The sequence below is a fragment of the Pseudomonas sp. N2-3-1-14 genome (assembly GCF_041228395.1).
Taxonomy (GTDB): domain Bacteria; phylum Pseudomonadota; class Gammaproteobacteria; order Pseudomonadales; family Pseudomonadaceae; genus Aquipseudomonas.
This window is the reverse complement of the sequence record NZ_CP166199.1, coordinates 6,104,270-6,123,528: the sequence shown is the minus strand read 5'-3', so window position 1 is coordinate 6,123,528 and position 19,259 is coordinate 6,104,270. Positions and strand designations below refer to the sequence as shown.

The 19,259-nt window shown below is 61.5% G+C and carries 19 protein-coding genes and 1 pseudogene; 10 read left to right on the top strand and 10 right to left on the bottom strand.

The features are described 5' to 3' along the window. Positions 1-87: 87 nt before the first annotated feature. Complete coding sequence (locus AB5I78_RS28455) at positions 88-1,491, bottom strand: NorM family multidrug efflux MATE transporter (protein WP_262207198.1); 1,404 nt, start codon at positions 1,489-1,491, stop codon at positions 88-90. 137 nt (positions 1,492-1,628) lie between these two features. On the opposite strand from AB5I78_RS28455, the gene AB5I78_RS28450 reads away from it, so the two are divergent. The 3 genes and pseudogenes from AB5I78_RS28450 to AB5I78_RS28440 form a co-directional block, all read left to right on the top strand. Next, on the top strand, positions 1,629-2,549 hold the full coding sequence (locus AB5I78_RS28450; protein ID WP_124418743.1) for a LysR substrate-binding domain-containing protein: 921 nt from the start codon (positions 1,629-1,631) through the stop codon (positions 2,547-2,549). Positions 2,550-2,716: 167 nt separating this feature from the next. Continuing rightward, positions 2,717-4,693 carry a methyl-accepting chemotaxis protein gene (locus AB5I78_RS28445; RefSeq protein WP_145158097.1) on the top strand — a complete coding sequence of 659 codons (1,977 nt, stop codon included), beginning with the start codon at positions 2,717-2,719 and terminating at the stop codon, positions 4,691-4,693. A 19-nt stretch (positions 4,694-4,712) separates the two neighbouring features. Next, positions 4,713-4,874, top strand: a pseudogene (locus AB5I78_RS28440) (TetR/AcrR family transcriptional regulator); the annotation flags it as partial. 209 nt (positions 4,875-5,083) lie between these two features. Here the strand turns inward: AB5I78_RS28440 and AB5I78_RS28435 are convergent. Both AB5I78_RS28435 and AB5I78_RS28430 read right to left on the bottom strand, forming a co-directional pair. Continuing rightward, positions 5,084-6,580 carry a YifB family Mg chelatase-like AAA ATPase gene (locus AB5I78_RS28435; RefSeq protein WP_369301882.1) on the bottom strand — a complete coding sequence of 499 codons (1,497 nt, stop codon included), beginning with the start codon at positions 6,578-6,580 and terminating at the stop codon, positions 5,084-5,086. Positions 6,581-6,793: 213 nt separating this feature from the next. After that, positions 6,794-7,057, bottom strand: a complete 264-nt coding sequence (locus tag AB5I78_RS28430) for an accessory factor UbiK family protein (RefSeq protein ID WP_145158091.1) — start codon at positions 7,055-7,057, stop codon at positions 6,794-6,796. Between the two features lie 423 nt (positions 7,058-7,480). Between AB5I78_RS28430 and glnK the strand changes: the two genes are divergently transcribed. The 4 genes from glnK to sutA all read left to right on the top strand — a co-directional run bounded on the left by glnK (position 7,481) and on the right by sutA (position 10,258). After that, positions 7,481-7,819, top strand: coding sequence for a P-II family nitrogen regulator (gene glnK, locus AB5I78_RS28425; RefSeq protein WP_002555808.1), 339 nt, complete (start codon positions 7,481-7,483; stop codon positions 7,817-7,819). Positions 7,820-7,853: 34 nt separating this feature from the next. After that, the gene (locus AB5I78_RS28420) at positions 7,854-9,194 is read left to right on the top strand and encodes an ammonium transporter (RefSeq protein WP_145158088.1); all 1,341 of its coding nucleotides are present in this window, start codon (positions 7,854-7,856) and stop codon (positions 9,192-9,194) included. Between the two features lie 209 nt (positions 9,195-9,403). After that, positions 9,404-9,829, top strand: coding sequence for a secondary thiamine-phosphate synthase enzyme YjbQ (locus AB5I78_RS28415; protein ID WP_071485166.1), 426 nt, complete (start codon positions 9,404-9,406; stop codon positions 9,827-9,829). A gap of 102 nt (positions 9,830-9,931) precedes the next feature. Next, positions 9,932-10,258: a transcriptional regulator SutA gene (gene sutA, locus AB5I78_RS28410; protein ID WP_106575834.1), complete on the top strand. Its 327-nt coding sequence runs from the start codon at positions 9,932-9,934 to the stop codon at positions 10,256-10,258. Between the two features lie 206 nt (positions 10,259-10,464). On the opposite strand, the gene AB5I78_RS28405 is transcribed toward sutA, so the two are convergent. From AB5I78_RS28405 to AB5I78_RS28380, 6 genes are read right to left on the bottom strand one after another with little or no spacing between them, the layout of a single operon-like run. After that, positions 10,465-11,160, bottom strand: coding sequence for an HAD family hydrolase (locus tag AB5I78_RS28405; protein ID WP_242199622.1), 696 nt, complete (start codon positions 11,158-11,160; stop codon positions 10,465-10,467). Then, positions 11,157-12,056, bottom strand: a complete 900-nt coding sequence (gene xerC, locus AB5I78_RS28400) for a tyrosine recombinase XerC (protein WP_369301883.1) — start codon at positions 12,054-12,056, stop codon at positions 11,157-11,159. Before xerC ends, AB5I78_RS28405 begins: the two co-directional genes overlap by 4 nt. 2 nt (positions 12,057-12,058) lie before the next feature. After that, on the bottom strand, positions 12,059-12,775 hold the full coding sequence (locus AB5I78_RS28395; RefSeq protein ID WP_242199630.1) for a DUF484 family protein: 717 nt from the start codon (positions 12,773-12,775) through the stop codon (positions 12,059-12,061). A gap of 13 nt (positions 12,776-12,788) precedes the next feature. Next, positions 12,789-13,619: a diaminopimelate epimerase gene (gene dapF / locus AB5I78_RS28390; RefSeq protein WP_242199631.1), complete on the bottom strand. Its 831-nt coding sequence runs from the start codon at positions 13,617-13,619 to the stop codon at positions 12,789-12,791. Positions 13,620-13,622: 3 nt separating this feature from the next. Continuing rightward, entirely contained in the window at positions 13,623-14,870 is a 1,248-nt protein-coding gene (lysA, locus tag AB5I78_RS28385) for a diaminopimelate decarboxylase (RefSeq protein ID WP_242199633.1), read from the bottom strand. 9 nt (positions 14,871-14,879) lie between these two features. Continuing rightward, complete coding sequence (locus tag AB5I78_RS28380) at positions 14,880-15,050, bottom strand: lipoprotein (RefSeq protein ID WP_106575828.1); 171 nt, start codon at positions 15,048-15,050, stop codon at positions 14,880-14,882. A gap of 238 nt (positions 15,051-15,288) precedes the next feature. Between AB5I78_RS28380 and cyaY the strand changes: the two genes are divergently transcribed. From cyaY to rnk, 3 genes are all read left to right on the top strand, one after another. Continuing rightward, positions 15,289-15,621 carry an iron donor protein CyaY gene (gene cyaY / locus AB5I78_RS28375; protein WP_094948747.1) on the top strand — a complete coding sequence of 111 codons (333 nt, stop codon included), beginning with the start codon at positions 15,289-15,291 and terminating at the stop codon, positions 15,619-15,621. 2 nt (positions 15,622-15,623) lie between these two features. Beyond that, complete coding sequence (locus AB5I78_RS28370) at positions 15,624-15,842, top strand: DUF1289 domain-containing protein (RefSeq protein ID WP_106575827.1); 219 nt, start codon at positions 15,624-15,626, stop codon at positions 15,840-15,842. A 131-nt stretch (positions 15,843-15,973) separates the two neighbouring features. Continuing rightward, entirely contained in the window at positions 15,974-16,384 is a 411-nt protein-coding gene (gene rnk, locus AB5I78_RS28365; protein WP_369301884.1) for a nucleoside diphosphate kinase regulator, read from the top strand. Positions 16,385-16,395: 11 nt separating this feature from the next. On the opposite strand, the gene AB5I78_RS28360 is transcribed toward rnk, so the two are convergent. Beyond that, positions 16,396-19,236 carry a class I adenylate cyclase gene (locus AB5I78_RS28360; RefSeq protein WP_369301885.1) on the bottom strand — a complete coding sequence of 947 codons (2,841 nt, stop codon included), beginning with the start codon at positions 19,234-19,236 and terminating at the stop codon, positions 16,396-16,398. Positions 19,237-19,259 lie beyond the last annotated feature (23 nt).

The following is a 19,259-nucleotide window of genomic DNA, read 5'->3' as shown; positions in this document are numbered from 1 at the left end:
CTGCGATGCAGGCACCTCGGTGTGTCAGGCCTATCCAGGTGATGCTATCGCAGGCAAGCCAGCTCTCACATTGACCGAGTACAGTCTCTAGTCTGGCTGCATGGCTTGGAATTCAGCGCGAATTTCCGGCTCCCGCCGAATCATCCTTTTCATCTTCGCCTCAAACGCCCAGGTCAAACTGACGGCCGCGCAGGCCAGGCCCAACGCCAGGCCCCACCACACACCGGTCGGCCCCCAGCCGAGGGTGAACGCCATCAACCACGCCGCCGGCGCGCCGATCAGCCAGTAGCAGCCCAAGCCCACCAGAAAGGTCGTCTTGGCGTCCTTCAACCCACGGATGCAGCCCATGGCGATGGTCTGCACACCGTCGAACAATTCGAACCAGGCCGCCACGGCCAGCAGGCTGACGGCCAGGACGATAACGTCATGGAAGGCCGGGTCGTTATGGTCGAGGAACAGCCCGATAAGCGCATCGGAAAACAGCCACAGCACTGCGGCAAAACCCAACATCACTGCCGCACCGAATCCGATGCCGACCCGCCCGGCCATGCGCGCTTGCAGCAACTGCCCGGCGCCGTAATGCTGGCCGATGCGCATGGTGATCGCGTACGACATCCCCGCCGGCACCATGAACGCTACCGAGACGATTTGCAGGGCAATCTGATGCGCCGCCAGTTGCGTACTGCCCATGGTGCCCATGCACAGCGCCGCGAAGGCAAACAAGCCGACCTCCACCGCATAGGTGCCGCCAATCGGCAGGCCCAGGCGCCACAGCTCGCGCAGATACAGGGTGTTGAGGCGCAGCAGGCCTGAACTCAGCGGGTAGGCGGCGTAAGCCCGGTTGCTGCGGATGTACCACATCAGCGCCAAGGCCATGCTGTTGGCGACAATCGCGGTGACCAGGCCAATACCCATCAATCCCAGTTTCGGCAGGCCGAACATGCCTTCTATCAAGGCGTGGTTGAGGAAGTAGTTGAGCACCGTGCCGCCCAGGCTGATCACCATCACTGGCGTGGCTTTGCCGATAGCGCTGGTAAAGCCGCGCAAGGCCATGAAGCTCAGGTAGCCGGGCAGGGCGAATGGCAGGATGGTCAGAAATTGCCCCGCCGCGTGCACGTTGGTTTCGGTCTGGCCAAACATCAGCAATACGGGCTTTAGGTTCCACAGCAGCAAGCCGGCCACCAGTGCCATCAGCCAGGCAAGCCACAGCCCGGCCTGGGTCAGGCGGGTGGCGCCTTCAATGTCGCCGGCGCCGTGGCGGATGGCCACAAGCGTGCCCACTGCAGCAATCACGCCGATGCAGAAAATCGCCACAAACGAATAGCTCGCCGCGCCCAGGCCGCCGCCGGCAAGGGCTTCGGGGCTCAGGCGGGCCATCATCAGCGTGTCGGTCAGCACCATCAACATGTGCGCCAACTGTGAGGCAATCAACGGCCCCGACAGCCGCAGAATGGCCCAGAGTTCAGTACGCACCGGATGCTGCATGGTCATCACGCTCAAAAAGTCAGAAGGTTGGGGAGGGGTGGATTCTCGGCGCTCCCAACGCATTACACAAAAGGATAAAAGCGATCGTTCGCATGATTAAAACTCATGGTAGGGTTTGGGCTTGCTCTGTCGGAGGTTTCCCTATGCCACGTCGTCTCCCTCCGTTGTACGCCTTGCGCGCATTTGAGGCCGCTTCACGGCACAACTCCTTTACCCGCGCGGCAGAGGAGCTGTCGATCACGCAAAGTGCCGTCAGCCGGCATATCCGCACACTCGAAGAGCATTTTGCCTGCCGCCTGTTCCAGCGCAGCGGCCGCAACCTGCAGCTCACCGAAGCGGCGCGCTTGCTGCTGCCCGGCGTGCGCGAGGGTTTCGCTGCGCTGGAGCGCGCCTGCCACACCCTGAATGCCGAGGACGACATCCTGCGCATGAAAGCGCCGTCGACCCTGACCATGCGCTGGTTGCTGGCGCGGCTCAGTCGCTTCCGGGCGTTGCAGCCGGGCAATGAGGTGCAACTGACCAGTGCGTGGATGAGCGTGGACGAAGTGGACTTCAACCAAGAGCCATTCGATTGCGCGGTATTGCTGAGCTACGGGCACTTTCCGGCGGACTGGGAGGCCAGTTACCTGTTCCCCGAACTGCTGATCCCCGTGGGCGCCCCCAACCTGCTGGCAGACGGGCCGTGGGACGTAACGCGCCTGGCGTGCGCTGAGCTGCTGCACCCCACGCCCGACCGCCGCGACTGGCGCAATTGGCTGCAGCGCATGGGGCTGGCATCTCAGGTCTCGCTCAAGGGCGGGCAGGTGTTCGACACGCTTGAGCTGGGCATGATTGCCGCAGCACGAGGTTACGGGGTGTCGATGGGCGATTTGCTGATGGTCGCCGAAGACGTGGCCCAGGGACGATTGAGCCTGCCGTGGCCGACCGCCGTGGCCAGTGGGGAAAATTACTACCTGGTGTGGCCGAAAACCCGCCCCGGTGGTGAGCGTTTAAGGCGCTTGGCGGAATTTCTCCAGGGTGAGGTCAAGGCCATGGAGCTGCCCCAGGTCGAGCGCCTCGACTGAAGCATTTGTGCAATCGTTTGCGCGATACCCCTGTGAATCGCTCAAGTATTCCTCGCACCCGCCGAATAAGGTGTGTTGGAACAACCGTGCACCAACGTTTCCCACTCGATAATTTGCCGAGTAGCGCTATGAGATCAGGATGATCCTGGCCTCGGCCAGGAGCTGTCATGTCTCAACCTCGCGCTCGGATTGCCTCCCAGTTAGGCCTCGCATTAGCCGTGATACTGGCTGTCGTCATCAGCGGCAGTACGGTTTTCGCCCTGCGGTCGCTCGACTCCGCCAACCTCGACACCCGCGAGGAACACCTGGCCAGCGAAGCGCGTTTGCTCGCCGACCAACTCAATACCTTCCACAGCACCTTGCGCGAAAGTACCCAGCGTTTGAGCGGGCTGTTTGAAAAGCGCTTCGGTGCGGGGTTGAGTGTGCGCGGCGAGCAGCAGGTCGCAGTGGCGGGTGTACAAACCCCGAGCCTGTTCCTGGGCAACAACCTGTTGAACAACGATTTCGATGAGGTCGATGAATTCAAGGACACCTCTGGCGGCGTGGCCACCGTATTTGTGCGCAGCGGCGAAGACTTTGTCCGCATCAGCACGTCCCTGACCAAACAAGACGGCAGCCGCGCCATCGGTACGGCGCTGGACCACCAGCATCCGGCCTACCAACGCCTGCTTGCCGGGCAAAGTTACGTCGGCCGTGCCGTGCTGTTCGACCGCTCCTACATGACCCAATACACACCGGTGCGCGATGCCGGCGGCAAAGTGATTGCGGTGCTGTTTGTCGGTTTCGACTACACCGACGCCCAGAAAGCCCAGTTTGAAAACCTCAAGCGCTTCCGTATCGGCAAAACGGGTTCCCTTGCGCTGCTGGACGAACAGAAACACTGGCTGGTGCCCCCGGCCGGCGTGCAGGCGCTGGACCAGGCGGTACCGGTGATGCTCGACCTGGCCAAAAAGCCGGGCGAGGGGCGCTTCTGGAGCGACAAGAACGAAGATTTCTACAGCGTCTCGGTGCCGTTTGAAGGCGGCCCGTGGTCGGTGGTGGCGAGCATGCCGAAATCCGAAATTCGCGAGGTGACCTGGGCCGTTGGTATTCGCCTGGTGATTGGCAGCGTGTTGGCAATGTTGTTCGCGGTGGGCGCGGCGGTCTGGCTGTTGCGCAGCAAGTTGCAGCCCTTGAGTGACCTGGTGCGTCAAGCCGAAGCCCTCGGCGCGGGTGACTTGAGTGTGCGCCTCAATGTGTCCAGTAATGACGAAATAGGCCAATTGGCACGCAGCTTCAACCAGATGGGTGAAGCCCTGTCGACCATGGTCTCGCATATCCGCAAGGCCGCCGAAGAGGTCAACAGCCGAGCCCAGGCCTTGTCCGGTTTGTCGGGTGGTGCCTATGAGGGCATGGAGCAGCAGTCCGGCGAGATCACCAGCATGGCCGGCGCGGTGGAAGAGTTCAGCGCCACCTCGCTGAACATCGCCGACAACATGGGCAACACCGAGCGGTTGGCCCAGGAAAACGCCCAGCAGACGCGCATCGGCCGTACCTCGATGCAAGAGGCGTCGTCGTCCCTGGAACATATCGCCACCGCGCTGAACAGCACGGCCACGGTGATCAATACCCTCGGCCAACGCTCCCAGGAAATCGGCGGGATCGTCGGCGTGATCACCTCGATCGCCGAACAGACCAACCTGTTGGCGCTCAACGCGGCCATCGAGGCCGCCCGCGCCGGTGAACAAGGCCGTGGTTTCGCCGTGGTTGCCGACGAGGTGCGCAACCTGGCCTCGCGCACCCGCCAGGCCACCGATGAAATCTCTGGGATGATCCACAGCATTCAGCAGGAAACCGGGAATGCCATCAGCACCATGGAACACGGCAATGCGTTGATGCAGGAAGGCCTGTCGCGCAACGCCGACGTGGCTTCGGCGCTGGCGCGTATCGACGAGCAAAGTCGCTCGGCCGGTCAGCAATTTGCGGCAATTACCACGGCAACCCAGGAACAGAGCAGCACCGCGACGTTGCTCAGCAGCAATTTGCAGAGCATTGCGCTGGCCAACAGCGAGCAGCGTGAAGTGGTGTCGAACCTGGCCGTTACCGCCAAGGAGCTGGAAACCCTGGCGGCTGGTTTGCGGCATGAGGTTGATCGGTTTCGTTGAGGCTTAGCGCTCGCCCGACGTTTTGCGCTGTGATTCGCCCCAACGCGCAGCCCGGCAGATCTTCGCCATGGCGATGGGGTATGCCGATGACTTGATGCTGAATCCTTCTACCGAGTCGGCAGAGGCGGCACTGGATGAAGTGATGGAAGTGGCGAGGCTGTTGCTGGACTTTCCCGCATAGGCCGCCATTCCGCACGCTCCTGTGGAGAGCGGTCCCGTTTTGTGGCGAGCGGGCTTGCCCCGCGTTGGAGTGCGAAGCGCTCCCAGTGCGGCCGCCATGTTTCAACTGTTGGACCGCGTCGCCGGTTTTTAGGGCCGCTGCGCAGCCCAACGCGGGGCAAGCCCGCTCGCCACACCAAACCCGCTTGCCATGGATTTTGCGTTTTCAGGCTAGCTCACCGCCGCAGGCCGATATTGCAGTGCCTCGGCCAAGTGATGCCGAGCAATATTCTCAACCCGCTCAAGGTCTGCCAGCGTGCGCGCCACCTTGAGCAAGCGATGTGCCGCGCGCAGCGACAGCGTCAGCCGCTCGCAGGCGCTTTCCAGCCAGCCTTCATCGGCTTTCGCCAATTGGCAGTGTTTGCGTAACCCTGGCAAATCCAGAAAGGCATTGGCGCAACCCTGGCGCTTGAGTTGGCGCTCGCGGGCGTCGGCCACCTGTGCCGAGGCCTTCGCCGTGTTATCGCCAGGCTGCTGGGTCGGGTTAAGTGCGGTGGTTTCCCGGGCGACGGTAAGGTGCAAGTCGATCCGGTCCAGCAGGGGGCCGGAAAGTTTGTTGCGATAGCGCTGAATCTGCTCCGGCGTACACCGACAGCGTCCACTGGGCTCGCCCATATACCCGCAAGGGCAGGGGTTCATGGCGGCCACCAGTTGAAAACGTGCCGGGAAACTCACTCGGTCGCGGGCACGAGAAATGACGATGTGTCCCGATTCAAGCGGTTCGCGCAGCACCTCCAGGACCTTGCGATCAAACTCCGGCAACTCATCCAGAAACAACACGCCGTGGTGGGCGAGGGTGATTTCCCCCGGTTGCGGTTTTGATCCGCCGCCCACCAGCGCCGGCCCCGAGGCTGAGTGGTGTGGCTGACGGAACGGGCGGTGCGGCCAATGGCTCAGTGGCGCGAGGCTGACCACTGACTGGATCGCCGCCACTTCCAGCGCTTCCTGCTCGCTCAACGGCGGCAGCAACCCCGGCAGCCGGCTGGCCAGCAAAGTCTTGCCGGTGCCGGGCGGCCCGCTGAACAGCAGGTTATGCGCGCCCGCCGCAGCGATCAGCAGCGCGCGCTTGGCCGCCAGTTGCCCTTGTACTTCGCTCAGGTCTGGATAGGGCTTGTTCAGGTACTGCAAGCCATCAGACTTGTAGGGCTCGATTGGCACCTGCCCATTCAGGTGCGCCACCACCTGCAGCAAGTGATCCACCGCAATCACCTTCAACCCGGAGGCCAGGCACGCCTCCTCGGCATTCGCCCGCGGCACTATCACGGTGCGCCCGGCCTTGCGGGCTGCCAGCGCTGCCGGCAACACGCCTTTCACTGCGCGTACTTCGCCGGACAATGCCAATTCGCCCAGGCATTCCACGTCATCGAGCATCAACGCCGGCACCTGCACACTGGCCGCCAGGATCCCTAAGGCAATCGCCAAATCAAAACGCCCGCCGTCCTTGGGCAGGTCGGCGGGCGCGAGGTTGAGGGTGATGCGCCGGGCTGGGTATTGCAGCGCGCAATTGAGGATGGCGCTGCGCACGCGGTCCTTGCTTTCCTTGACGGCGGTTTCCGGCAAGCCCACCAGTGTCAGGGACGGCAGACCATTGGCCATGTGCACTTCAACCGTGACGGCAGGGGCTTCGACGCCGATCTGGGCGCGGCTGTGGACGATGGCGAGGGACATGCTCGTTCCTTGAAAGAGGGGCCGCTTCCTGCGGGTTTTTCAAGGGTAGACGAGGTAGGGAATAGCGAGGCGGGGGAGGTTTTACAGAACGTATCCGGAGAGCGAGGTAGAGCAAATGTGGGAGCTGGCTTGCCTGCGATGGCATCGACTCGGTGTAACTGATACACCGAGGCGCCCGCATCGCAGGCAAGCCAGCTCCCACACTGACCGCGTTTATTCAGCAGCAGGTGGCGTCAGCCGTGCTTCCAGCTCAGCGACTTTGGCTTCCAAACTCTCCAGCCGTGCACGCGTGCGGGCCAGCACCACCATTTGGCTATCAAACTCTTCACGGCTCACCAGGTCGAGTTTGCTGAAGCCGCTTTGCAGCAGCGCCTTGAACTGGCTTTCGATTTCGTTGCGAGGCAGCGGGGTATCGCCGCTGAACAGGCGAGAGGCGTGGCCGCTCAGGGCGTCGAGGAGATCTTTGGGCGCGAGCATGGGAAACATTCCGGAAAAACTGTTGGCGGGCAGTGTATCACGCAGCGTCTATAGTCTTTTTCACCGCCTGGAGCGCACGCTTTTCGCGCAGTGGTTCGGGCAGCCGCGCACTGTTTTTGTGCGCATTGGCGTCGCCAAAACGCCCCGCAGGTGGGCATAAGTGGGCAAAGGACTGATTTCAGTGATTTTTACGGAGCTGGCAAGGTTTCTGCTTAGACGATCATGACCCATGCACTGATGCAGTCGCTGTGACGAATGCAGTGCGCCGACGGATCAGGGGTACAGGTTTCGTCACCAGTGGTTCGCTGGCGTCGCAACGGCAAATGCCGAGGCGACGACGCGTTACAAAGCCAGGCACTGCGCTTAGACTTGAGACGGGTTTGTTTTCCTGGGGCAAGTCCACCAATTCGGGAGAGAGTTTTCATGAAGCTAGTCACTGCCATCATCAAGCCGTTCAAGTTGGACGATGTACGCGAGTCGCTGTCCGAGATCGGCGTGCAGGGCATTACCGTTACTGAGGTCAAAGGCTTCGGTCGGCAGAAGGGTCACACCGAGCTGTATCGCGGCGCGGAATACGTGGTCGATTTTCTGCCAAAGGTGAAGATTGATGTCGCCATTGACGACAAGGATCTTGACCGGGTTATCGAGGCGATAACCAAGGCCGCCAACACCGGCAAAATCGGTGACGGCAAGATCTTCGTGGTCAATCTGGAACAGGCTATTCGCATCCGTACCGGCGAAACCGATACCGACGCAATCTAAGCCGCCAAACCCCAACGCCCCAGGAGAAAACAATATGACTCTGCGTAAATTCGCAGGGCTAGGAGCCCTGTTGTCCCTCGTAATGCCGGCCCTGGCCATGGCGGCGGACCCAGTACCTGCTCCAGTCCTCAATTCCGGCGACACCGCGTGGATGCTCACGTCCACCGCGCTGGTACTGTTCATGACCATTCCAGGCCTCGCGCTGTTCTACGGCGGCATGGTTCGCTCCAAAAACATTCTTTCCGTGATGATGCAGTGCTTCGCCATCACCGGTCTGATCACCATTTTGTGGTTCGTTTACGGCTACAGCATGGCGTTCGACACTACCGGTATGGAAGCAGGCGTCGTCAACCTCAACTCGTTCGTGGGCGGCCTGTCCAAACTGTTCCTGTCGGGTGTCACCCCGGCGAGCATCACCGGCCCTGCGGCGCTGTTCCCTGAGGCGGTGTTCGTCACTTTCCAGATGACGTTCGCCATCATTACGCCTGCGCTGATCGTCGGTGCCTTCGCCGAGCGTATGAAGTTCTCCGCGATGCTGATCTTCATGGGCGTCTGGTTCACCCTGGTCTACGCACCGATTGCGCACATGGTGTGGGGCGGTCCGGGTTCGTTGCTGGGCGATTGGGGCGTGCTGGACTTCGCCGGCGGCACCGTGGTGCACATCAACGCCGGTGTGGCTGGCCTGGTGGCGTGCCTGGTACTCGGCAAGCGTAAAGGCTTCCCAACCACGCCGATGGCGCCTCACAACCTGGGTTACACCCTGGTCGGTGCTGCCATGCTGTGGGTCGGTTGGTTTGGCTTCAACGCCGGTTCTGCGGCTGCGGCCAACGGCACTGCCGGTATGGCGATGCTGGTCACTCAGATTGCGACCGCTGCTGCCGCGCTGGGCTGGATGTTTGCCGAGTGGGTCACCCACGGTAAGCCAAGCGCACTGGGCATCGCCTCGGGCGTCGTTGCCGGCCTGGTTGCAATCACCCCGGCTGCGGGCACCGTGGGCCCAATGGGCGCCCTGGTGATCGGTCTGGCGGCGGGCGTAGTGTGCTTCTTCTGCGCCACTACCCTGAAACGCAAACTCGGCTACGACGACTCCCTGGACGCCTTCGGCGTGCACGGTATCGGCGGTATCCTCGGCGCGATCCTGACCGGCGTGTTCGCGGCGCCTTCTCTGGGCGGCTTCAACGCGGCGACCACTGACATCGCAGCGCAAGTCTGGATCCAGTGCAAAGGCGTCGGCTTCACCGTGATCTACACGGCTATCGTGACCTTCATCATCCTCAAGGTGCTGGACATGGTCATGGGCCTGCGGGTTACCGACGAAGAAGAGGCCGTGGGCCTCGACCTGGCACAACACAACGAGCGCGGCTACAACTTGTAAGTACGCGAAAAAAAAGATGCCCGGCTTGCCGGGCATTTTTTTGTCTGGGGTTTGTCTGTGGCTAAAGGTGTACGGGTTTATGCCGACTTTGTGATGGGATCCACACGGCACTTTTAAGGGTGTGAATCTCTTACAGGCATGTAGGTGTATTCGGTACTTTGTTTTTTTCCAGAGCGCGCTAGAATGCGCGCCGATGGGCGGAGAACTGTATGTGGCAACAGACCCTGATAACCCTGCGGGCCAAGCCCCGGGGCTTTCACTTGGTGACGGATGAGTTGCTCGCCGGCCTGCCTGAATTGAAGGCGTGCCGTGTGGGCCTGTTGCATTTGTGGTTGCAGCACACCTCGGCTTCGTTGACGGTCAACGAAAATGCCGACCCGGCGGTTCGCCGTGACTTCGAGCGTTTTTTCAACTCGCTGGTGCCGCAAGGGCGTGCGGGGTTCGAACACAACGACGAAGGTCCGGATGATCTGCCGGCGCACTTCAAGGCCAGTCTCCTGGGCTGCCAGCTGAGTTTGCCGGTCAAGGCCGGCCGCTTGGCGATGGGGACCTGGCAAGGTGTTTATCTGGGCGAGCACCGTGATCATGGCGGTGCTCGTAAAGTCCTCGCCACCTTGCACGGTGATGGGGCATAAGCCACTGGTAATCCGGTGGATGTTGATTTTTTTCCGGCGACCTCGACAGAGGGTGAAGCTGGGCTATAACTAATCTGCTTTTCGCAAGTCATGAGGTAGAACATGAGCGACGATGATCTGGAAAACGACGAACTCGAAGTCGGTGACGACGACGAGGCCGAAGAAGGTCTTGAGGCGGCAGCTGAGGACGTTGCTGACGACGACGGTGGTGATGATGCACCTGTCCCGGCAGCCAAAGGCAAAGCCAAGGCCGCTGTTTCGGTAGATGAACTGCCAAGCGTTGAAGCCAAGAACAAAGAGCGCGATGCGCTGGCCCGTGCGATGGAAGAATTCCTCGCCAAAGGCGGCAAAGTGCAGGAAGTCGAGGCCAACGTGGTAGCAGATCCACCGAAGAAGCCGGATAACAAGTACGGTAGCCGTCCTATCTGAGGTCAGCCGCTCGCTTGCATGAAAAAGCCCGCCGTCGCTGCGGGCTTTTTCATGGATGTAATAAATCCTACGGGTCTCCACTCATCAAATGTGGGAGCGGGCGTTTTCGCGAAGTGCTCTGTCAGTTGCTGATGGGCTGACTGATACACCGCATTCGCAAGCAAGCCCGCTCCCACATGTTGATTTTTAGTGGTGCCGCGATAGCGTTACTGCCAACTGCGAAGCAACGGCGGCAGCTCGTTCAAGCTACGAATTTCCGCATCCGGGCGTTTATCCGCTTCCCATGCCTTGCCTGTCGGGTTGAACCACACCGCCCGCAGCCCGGCCTGCTGCGCCCCGGCGATGTCATCGCCGGGGTGATCGCCAATATGCACGGCCTGACTGGCGTCCACGCCGGCGCGTTGCAGCGCTTCCTGAAACAGTCGCGCATCCGGCTTGGCGATGCCGATATCTTCGGCGCGCAGGGCAAAGTGGAAATAGTCTGCCAAGCCCACGCGCTGCACGTCGGCGTTGCCGTTGGTGATCACGCCCAGGAGGAAATGCTGGCGCAATGCTTGAAGCATCGGCTCGGCCTCAGGAAAAGGCGTGAGCTGGTGCCGGGCGTGAATGAACGCCTCATAGCACACGTCTGCCATTTGCGTGGCCTCGGGCTGTGGATAACCCGCCTCTTCAAACGCGTGCATCAGCACGCGGTGGCGCAGGAGGCTGATGCGGTACTTGAGCTCGGGATGGCGCTCCAGCACCTGCTGGCGAAGGCTGGCGAAATGCTCAAGAGGCAAATCGCCGACCTTGGAGGCATGGGTCGCCAGCCATTCGCGCATCGACGCTTCGGCGCCGATGATGACGGGTACGTTGTCCCAGAGTGTGTCGTCCAGGTCGAAGGTGATCAGCTTGATACTCATGAGTCGCCGCCCTTGATGCGTTTGGCCCGTGGATGGGCGCTGTCGTACACCGTCGCCAGGTGCTGGAAGTCGAGGTGGGTGTAGATCTGCGTGGTCTTGATGTCGGCGTGGCCGAGCAGCTCCTGCACCGCGCGCAGGTCCTGGGACGATTCCAGCAGATGGCTGGCAAAGGAATGTCGCAGCATGTGCGGGTGCAGATTCTGCCCCAGCTCGCGCTCACCGGCGAGCTTGACCCGCACCTGGATCGCCCGTGGACCGAGGCGTCGGCCTTGCTGGCTGACAAACACCGCGTCGTCCGCGGGGTTGGTCAACAGACGCAGCGGCAACCACAGCTGCAAGGCTTCCCGAGCCTTGCTGCCGACCGGCAGCACACGGGTCTTGCTGCCCTTGCCGAGCACTTGCACCAGGCCGTCCGCCAGGTCCAGTTGATCGAGGTTCAGGCCGGTCAATTCTGACAAGCGCAGGCCCGAGGAATAGAACAGCTCGAGGATGGCCTGGTCGCGGTGGGCAAGGAAGTCGTCTTCGACGGCACCGTCGAGCAATTGCAGGGCGCGATCAGTGTCGAGGGTCTTGGGCAGGCGCCGTTCGCCCTTGGGCGGGGCCAGGCCATTGGCCGGGTCGTGATCGCACAGGCCTTCACGGTTGAGGTAGTGATACAGGCCGCGCACCGCCGAAAGCAATCGCGACAGGCTGCGTGAAGACTGGCCTTGCTGGTGCAGTCGCGCGATGAGGCTGCGCAGGCTCTGGATATCCAGGGCTTTCCAGCTGGCGATCTGTTGTTTTTCGCAGTACGCCAGGACCTTGCTCAAGTCTCGCCGATAAGCTTCCAGCGTATGGGGCGACACCTGGCGCTCGTTGCGCAGGTGAGCGCAATAAGCGTCCAGTTGCCGTTCCATGGCTAGCGCACCGCGCGCAGGGCGGTGGTGAAGCGCGGCAGTACCCGGCCGAGCACTTCAGCGATGTAGGTCAAAAACAGCGTGCCTACGGAGCTTTTGTAGTGCTGCGGGTCACGGCTGGCAATCGCCAGTACGCCGTGCAGGCCTTGATGGCTGAGGGCGACTACGGCGGTGGAGCCGATCTGCTTGCGCTGTTCGGCGCCAAACAGGAAATCCAGCTCATGCTCACGCAAGGTGCCGCTGATGGTCTTGCCTTCAGAGAGCAAGCCGCCAATCGCGGTCTGCGCTTCGCCACCGCTGACCCAGCGACCCACCGGCATCGGGTTGTCGCTGAACAGGATCAGGCTCACAAACGGCACCTGGAAGTCCTGGCGCAGGCTGTCTTCCACGGCAATCACCGTTTCTTCCAGGCTGGTGGCGTCCATCAGGGTAAGAATCAGGCGACGGGTCTTGTCGAAAAGGCGGTCGTTGTCGCGGGCCACGTCCATCAACTGCGAGAGCCGATGACGCATTTCGATATTGCGCTCGCGCAGAATCTTCATCTGCCGCTCTACCAGCGACACGGTATCGCCGCGCTGGTGGGGAATGCGCAGGGCCGGCAACAGCTCTTCGTGTTCGACGAAGAAGTCCGGATTAGCCTCAAGGTACGCCGCGACAGCAGCGGCCTCCAGACTTTCGCTCGGGGATGCTTGGGCGGGTACTTGAGGCTTGTCGGTCATTAGCTTTGCTCACTCATAGGCGGACCTGTCCTTCGTATACGCGCGAGGCCGGCCCGGTCATCATCACCGGGTGGCCAGGGCCTGCCCATTCGATGGACAAGCGTCCGCCGGGCAGGTCGATCAACAGTGGCGAATCCATCCACCCCTGGCTGATCGCGGCCACGGCCGCAGCGCAAGCGCCGGTGCCGCAGGCCTGGGTTTCGCCGGCGCCGCGTTCCCATACACGCAATTGTGCGCGGGAACGGTCGATCACCTGCAGGAAGCCCACATTGACCCGTGCCGGAAAGCGCGGGTGATGTTCGATTTTCGGCCCCAATTCATGCACCGGGGCGTTATTGATGTCGTTGACCCGCAGCACGGCGTGCGGGTTGCCCATCGACACTGCGGCGATATCCACGTGCTTGCCATCAACGTCCAGCGCATAACTGGTAGCCTGCTCGGTGGCCTGAAACGGAATATCCGCCGGCACCAGACGTGGCTCGCCCATGTTGACGCTGATCTGGCCGTCGCTGCGAATATCCAGCTCGATCACGCCGCTTTTAGTCTCGACGCGAATCTGGCGCTTGGCGGTCAAGCGCTTGTCCAGCACAAAACGCGCAAAGCAACGCGCACCGTTGCCGCACTGTTCCACTTCGGAACCGTCGGAGTTGAAGATCCGGTAACGGAAATCCACTTCCGGGTTGCTCGGCGCCTCGACGATCAGCAATTGATCAAAGCCAATGCCGGTGTGACGGTCGCCCCATTGTTTAGCGTGCTTGGGCAGGATGTGCGCGTGCTGGCTGACCAGGTCGAGGACCATGAAATCGTTACCCAGCCCGTGCATCTTGGTAAAACGCAGCAGCATGGCTTACTCCGGCAGCAGGCTTTCGCCAGCATACAACTCGGCTACCGTCTCGCGGCGACGCACTTCAAACGCTTGATCACCGTCCACCAGCACCTCGGCGGCACGGCCGCGCGTGTTGTAGTTGGAACTCATGACAAACCCGTAGGCACCGGCCGAATGCACGGCCAGCAGGTCGCCTTCTTCCAGGGCCAGCTGACGCTCCTTGGCCAGGAAGTCACCGGTCTCGCAGATCGGGCCGACGATGTCGTAATTACGGCCTTCGCCAGCACGTGGCTTGACGGCTGTCACATCCATCCAGGCCTGGTACAGCGCCGGGCGGATCAGGTCGTTCATCGCCGCGTCGACGATGGCGAAGTCCTTGTACTCGGTGTGCTTGAGGTACTCGACCTGGGTCAGCAACACGCTCGCGTTGGCAACGATGTAGCGGCCCGGCTCGAACATCAGGGTCAGGCCGCGGCCTTCAGTGCGCTCGCGTACAGCCTGGATGTAGTCGGCGATCTGCGGCGGTTCTTCATCGCGATAACGCACACCCACGCCACCACCCAGATCGATGTGTTGCAGGTAGATGCCGCACTCGCCCAGGCGATCGGTCAACGCCAGCAGGCGGTCGAGCGCATCCAGGAACGGTGGCAGGCTGGTCAGTTGCGAGCCGATATGGCAGTCGACACCCAGCACTTCCAGGTTCGGCAACTGCGCGGCGCGGATGTACACGTCCTCGGCGTCAGCAATGGCGATGCCGAACTTGTTCTCTTTGAGACCGGTGGAAATGTAGGGGTGAGTGCCGGCGTCGACGTCCGGGTTGACGCGCAGCGAGATCGGCGCACGAACGCCCATCTCGGCGGCGACGACTTGCAGGCGCTCCAGCTCGTCGGTGGACTCGACGTTAAAGCAATGCACGCCGACTTCCAGGGCGCGGCGCATGTCTTCGCGGCTCTTGCCGACGCCGGAGAAGACGATTTTGTCAGCCTTGCCGCCAGCTGCCAGCACACGCTCCAGCTCGCCACGGGAGACGATGTCGAAACCGGCGCCCAGGCGCGCCAGGACATTGAGTACACCCAGGTTGGAGTTGGCCTTGACCGCGTAGCACACCAAGTGTGGAACGCCGTTCAGTGGGTCGGTGAAAGAGCGGTATTGGGCTTCGATGTGCGCACGCGAGTACACATAGGTCGGGGTGCCAAAGCGCTCGGCAATCGCGGACAACGCCACGCCTTCCGCGAACAGCTCGCCGTCCCGGTAGTTAAAAGCGTCCATGGGTTTCCCTTATTGATAGGTGTCGTGCTTATGCGCTTTTGACGGCTTTTGTGACGACTGCGCCTGGTCATTCGGGTCTTTGCTGTCATCGGGCAGGTAGAGCGGGCCTTTTTGACCACAGGCACTGACGAGGCAAGCGACCGCGACGAGCGCAGCAAGGGAAGAGATCAGGCGCTTCATGGCGAAATCCTTGAATATGCATTAATTGCGCCCGAGTATACCGACCACCCGCCAGCTTGCCTATGCGCCGAAATACCCGTCCGGCGGGGGTTTGCCGACTTGGGCGCGAAGCAGGCTACGCTGGCCGGGGATATTTCATACCTCCATCGGTAATGAACTCGGTATCCTTTGCAATCAGCGGGGCTCGCCCGTATCGTGCGGCGCTTGAGCAAAACCAGACACTTTTGAGGTTGCCACAATGAGTTTGACCGAAGCCCGTTTTCACGACCTGGTGGATGCGACCCAGCAGGCGCTGGAAGATATTTTCGACGACAGCGGCCTGGACGTGGACCTGGAAAACTCGGCCGGCGTGCTGACCGTCAAGTTTGAAAACGGCACCCAACTGATCTTCAGTCGCCAGGAGCCGTTGCGTCAGCTATGGCTGGCGGCCCGCACCGGTGGTTTTCACTTCGATTACGACGAAGAAGAAAACCGTTGGGCGCACGACACCACCGAGGAGCTGCTGAGCGAAATGCTTGCGCGCCTCACGAAGGAACAGTCCGGCGCTGACCTGGACTTCGACGAGATCTGATGGTGACCCAGCCTGCACCCGTACGCCCGCCCAAGCCGCTGTTCAGCAATGTCAGCCCGGCGGTACCGTCACCTTGTATCAGTTTGTGTCGCCTGGACGAGCAGAAAGTCTGCCTCGGGTGCTTCCGCCATGTGGAAGACATTCGTGAATGGCGCTCCGCCGACGATAACCGGCGCCGGGTGATCTGCGCAGAGGCCGAGCAACGCAGGGAGCGTGCCTGAGGTCGTCTTGTTTATTTGTGTCGCTGTGGTAGTGTCCGGGTACACCTCAACTCATCGAGGTCCGTGAGAACCCCGCCTTTTTCTGGCGGGGTTTTGCTTTTTTGTGCAGAAAAAAGGAGTCTGCCTGAATCATGACCGCACCTTCCATCATACTTACCCGTCTCGACGTGCAGCGTCTTGAGCAATTGATCGACCGTGTAGGCGAGGACTCGCCGGGCGTCGAAGCCCTGCAGCACGAACTCGACCGCGCCGAAGAAGTGGTTGGCCACGAGGATGTGCCTGCAAGTGTCGTGACGATGAACTCCAGCGTGCATTGCCGTGAGCAAGGCAGCGGCAAGGACTATCACCTGACCCTGGTTTACCCCAAGGATGCCAACGCAGACGAGGGCAAGATCTCGATCCTCGCGCCGGTAGGCAGTGCGTTACTCGGCCTGAAAGTGGGCCAGCATATCGACTGGCCGGCACCCGGCGGCAAAACCCTCAAGCTTGAACTGCTCAGCGTTGAAGGCCAGCCTAAAGACGGCGGCGCGTTCTCTCTGTAACAAGAGCCGCTTTAAACCTGCTTCAGTGCGTTGTTGAGCGACAGCTCCAGCTCGGCCTTGTAACGCAGGTACAGGTTGCTCGGGCTTTGCACATCACCGAGCAGGCCGGACAGGTCCAGGTCGGTGATGTAGCAGCGGTAACGTTCGGTTTCTCGACGTTGCCCGACGATTTCCTGGGCGACCACGGCAAACAGCTGGTCGCCAAACTCCAGTTCGCAAAACTCCCGCTGGTTGCAGTACAGGGTGATGCCCACTTGGCCGGGCGCCGCCTTGCCGATAATCGCCTGCACGTCATAAAACGGCTTATTGGCCGGGTTCTGCGGCGCGGGGCGCGGCTCGATGCCGCGTGCGCGATTGCTGCCTGATGGCAACAGTTGGTAATACAAGATTTGCACTTCGCCCAACGGCTGCTGCGTATCCAGCGGCGCCAGCGCTTCGCGGCGATAGATGATCGATTGCAGAAAACGCTGCAACGGCGCCAACAGGCTCTGCTCATCATGAAACGGCAGGCGTTGCTGCCAGAGGGCGTTGAACTCATCCAACACATACAACTCGGCAAAACCTTCATTGACCCGGTAGAACACCTGCACGCAATCGGCCAGGCCCATCGGCAGCAGCAGCGCCAGGTCGTGGTCTTCCAGGGCCATGGCGTCCAGGTGCAGTGGGCTGTAGCTGGCCAGTTCTTCGCTGAGGTAGGCAATCAGCGCGTCCTGGGTCGGCAGTGACACATGGGTGGCCTGACCCGGCATCAGCTCCATCACGTGGTAGTGCTGCTGCACCTGCAACAGGTAGCGGTGATTGGACTGGCTAAGCAGCAGGTTTTGCGCGGTGTCGAAAATTTCTTCTACCCGCTGGGCAATGAACTGCGCACGGTTGTGACAGAAGCAGCGTACTCGCAGGCGTGGCAAGTAGTCCGACGGCAATTGATTGAGGTAGTCACGCAGGCAATCGAGCAGTGCGTGGGGGCCGTCGTAGCGGCTGACCATGACCTCGTTCCAGCTATTGAGCGTGACCTGATCCAGAGTCAGCACCAGGTTGTCGCGCACGCCGGCATAGCTCAGGGAGTCGGTGCGTTCGGTGGTCATCAGGATGTTCAAGTCGCGATGATGTTTGAGCGGGTCGACACCAACGTTGATCAGCAACAGCACTTCTTCCGGCACCGCCGAGCGCAACAGGCGATCCTCATCGACGCTGGCCAGGGGCAGGGCGATGGTTTGTTGCAGGCTGCCCAGCAGGTTGAACAGCTCGAATTCGGTCATGTCACTGACGCCCGGGTGCAGTGCCAGGCGGGTGCTGCTGTCGATCACGCCGTTGCGATGGCACCAGGTGAGCATTTCCAAGAGGTCGCGGCTGCGCTTGATCGGCGCGAAGTGCTCCCATTCCAGCGCCGTAAGGTTGCCGTTGTACAGGCCCCAGTGATACTGGCCCGGTTCCTTGCGATTGGGGGACTGCACCAGCGTGAGCGTGTCTTCGGCCAAGTCGGGCGCGATGCCGGGGTTGATGAACTCAACCTTGCCGGCCTTGCGTTCGAACGCTGCATAGAGGCGCCGGCCCAGCACGTTCAGATCGCGCTTGTTGATCAGGCTGGCGGTTTGCTCGGTACGGGCGAACTGCGTGAGGAAGCGGTAGCTGTAATTCAGTTCGTTGACCAGTGCGCGGCGCTCGGAGGCGACCTGGCGCACTTTCCACTGGCTGCGGCTGTCCAGCAGAGCCAGTTGGCGTTGGTCCCAACCCCATTCATTGGCCAGGCGCTCCAGCAGGCGGCGTTGCCAGCCGGTGCTGCGTTGGCCGACGCTGAGCTTGCGATTGACCTTCAGGTACAGCGCGCGCCGCACCAGTTCGAGGCGCTCCGGCTCATTGCGCGCCTTGAGGTATTCCTCGATGCGGCGGTAAACCACGATGTACGGGTCCAACTCGTCCAGGTCCATCTGATTGGCGAATACGGCGCGCTTGAAGCGCAGGCTCAGGCAGTACACGTTCGGGTGCTCGCTGGCATAAACCTCGGTCAGCAGCAGCTTGAGCACCGATTTGTAGGGCGACTCGATGCCCTTGAACAATTGCCACAGCCCGGCGCCGATGAATTCGCCCGGAGGGATGTGGGCCAGGTGCCCAAGGTCCAGGGTCTCGTCGGCGCGGATAAATCGTTTGGAAATCAGCGTATGGGTGAACTCGGCGTAGCGGCGTTCCTCGTACACCGGCACCAGCCACCAGATCGGCGTGCGCCCGGCCAGCCAGATGGCGGTGCGGTAGAACTCATCCAGCAGCAGGTAATGCTGGGTGGTGCCACAGTCGTCGGAGCTCAGTTGCGTGTCGCGCTCACCCAATACAAAGCGCGTCGGTTCGATCAGAAAAAAATGCGCCTCGGCGCCCATGGTCAGGGCCCAGGCTTCCAGCAACTGGCACTTTTTGCGCAGCTCGGCCAGTTCGGTTTCGCCAAGTTCGGGCGAGTGGCAGACCCACACGTCCATATCGCTTTGGTCCGCTTGAGCCAGGGTGCCAAGGCTGCCCATCAGGTACAGGCCAAGGATAGGTCGTGGCGGATTGCCATGGCGTGGCTTGTATGAGAACGAACGGGTCAGGCGCTGAGCTTCAGTGAGGGCCTGGGCGTCCGGTTCGAAATTGGACAGCCCGGCCGGCGTACTGCCCGAGACATAACCTGGCAGCAGAGGGTGGTTGACGTGGAAAAACAGCGGCAACAGCGTCAACACGCTTTGCTGGCGCGGGGTCAGACCTTCGACGGCCCGGGCCATGCGGCCTTCATTGAGGGCCATGAAGCGCGCGCGCAATTGGGCCAGCACCTTGCGGTCGATGCCTTCGTCCAGGTCGGGGCGGATTTCATGGGTGCGGGTCATGTCGAACTCGTTGGCTCGCAGGG

Bases quoted from the DNA above. Each gene is read 5' to 3' on its own strand.
- AB5I78_RS28455 (WP_262207198.1), bottom strand. From the start codon at position 1,491: ATGACCATGCAGCATCCGGTGCGTACTGAACTCTGGGCCATTCTGCGG.
- AB5I78_RS28450 (WP_124418743.1), top strand. From the start codon at position 1,629: ATGCCACGTCGTCTCCCTCCGTTGTACGCCTTGCGCGCATTTGAGGCC.
- AB5I78_RS28445 (WP_145158097.1), top strand. From the start codon at position 2,717: ATGTCTCAACCTCGCGCTCGGATTGCCTCCCAGTTAGGCCTCGCATTA.
- AB5I78_RS28435 (WP_369301882.1), bottom strand. From the start codon at position 6,580: ATGTCCCTCGCCATCGTCCACAGCCGCGCCCAGATCGGCGTCGAAGCC.
- AB5I78_RS28430 (WP_145158091.1), bottom strand. From the start codon at position 7,057: ATGCTCGCGCCCAAAGATCTCCTCGACGCCCTGAGCGGCCACGCCTCT.
- glnK (WP_002555808.1), top strand. From the start codon at position 7,481: ATGAAGCTAGTCACTGCCATCATCAAGCCGTTCAAGTTGGACGATGTA.
- AB5I78_RS28420 (WP_145158088.1), top strand. From the start codon at position 7,854: ATGACTCTGCGTAAATTCGCAGGGCTAGGAGCCCTGTTGTCCCTCGTA.
- AB5I78_RS28415 (WP_071485166.1), top strand. From the start codon at position 9,404: ATGTGGCAACAGACCCTGATAACCCTGCGGGCCAAGCCCCGGGGCTTT.
- sutA (WP_106575834.1), top strand. From the start codon at position 9,932: ATGAGCGACGATGATCTGGAAAACGACGAACTCGAAGTCGGTGACGAC.
- AB5I78_RS28405 (WP_242199622.1), bottom strand. From the start codon at position 11,160: ATGAGTATCAAGCTGATCACCTTCGACCTGGACGACACACTCTGGGAC.
- xerC (WP_369301883.1), bottom strand. From the start codon at position 12,056: ATGGAACGGCAACTGGACGCTTATTGCGCTCACCTGCGCAACGAGCGC.
- AB5I78_RS28395 (WP_242199630.1), bottom strand. From the start codon at position 12,775: ATGACCGACAAGCCTCAAGTACCCGCCCAAGCATCCCCGAGCGAAAGT.
- dapF (WP_242199631.1), bottom strand. From the start codon at position 13,619: ATGCTGCTGCGTTTTACCAAGATGCACGGGCTGGGTAACGATTTCATG.
- lysA (WP_242199633.1), bottom strand. From the start codon at position 14,870: ATGGACGCTTTTAACTACCGGGACGGCGAGCTGTTCGCGGAAGGCGTG.
- AB5I78_RS28380 (WP_106575828.1), bottom strand. From the start codon at position 15,050: ATGAAGCGCCTGATCTCTTCCCTTGCTGCGCTCGTCGCGGTCGCTTGC.
- cyaY (WP_094948747.1), top strand. From the start codon at position 15,289: ATGAGTTTGACCGAAGCCCGTTTTCACGACCTGGTGGATGCGACCCAG.
- rnk (WP_369301884.1), top strand. From the start codon at position 15,974: ATGACCGCACCTTCCATCATACTTACCCGTCTCGACGTGCAGCGTCTT.
- AB5I78_RS28360 (WP_369301885.1), bottom strand. From the start codon at position 19,236: ATGACCCGCACCCATGAAATCCGCCCCGACCTGGACGAAGGCATCGAC.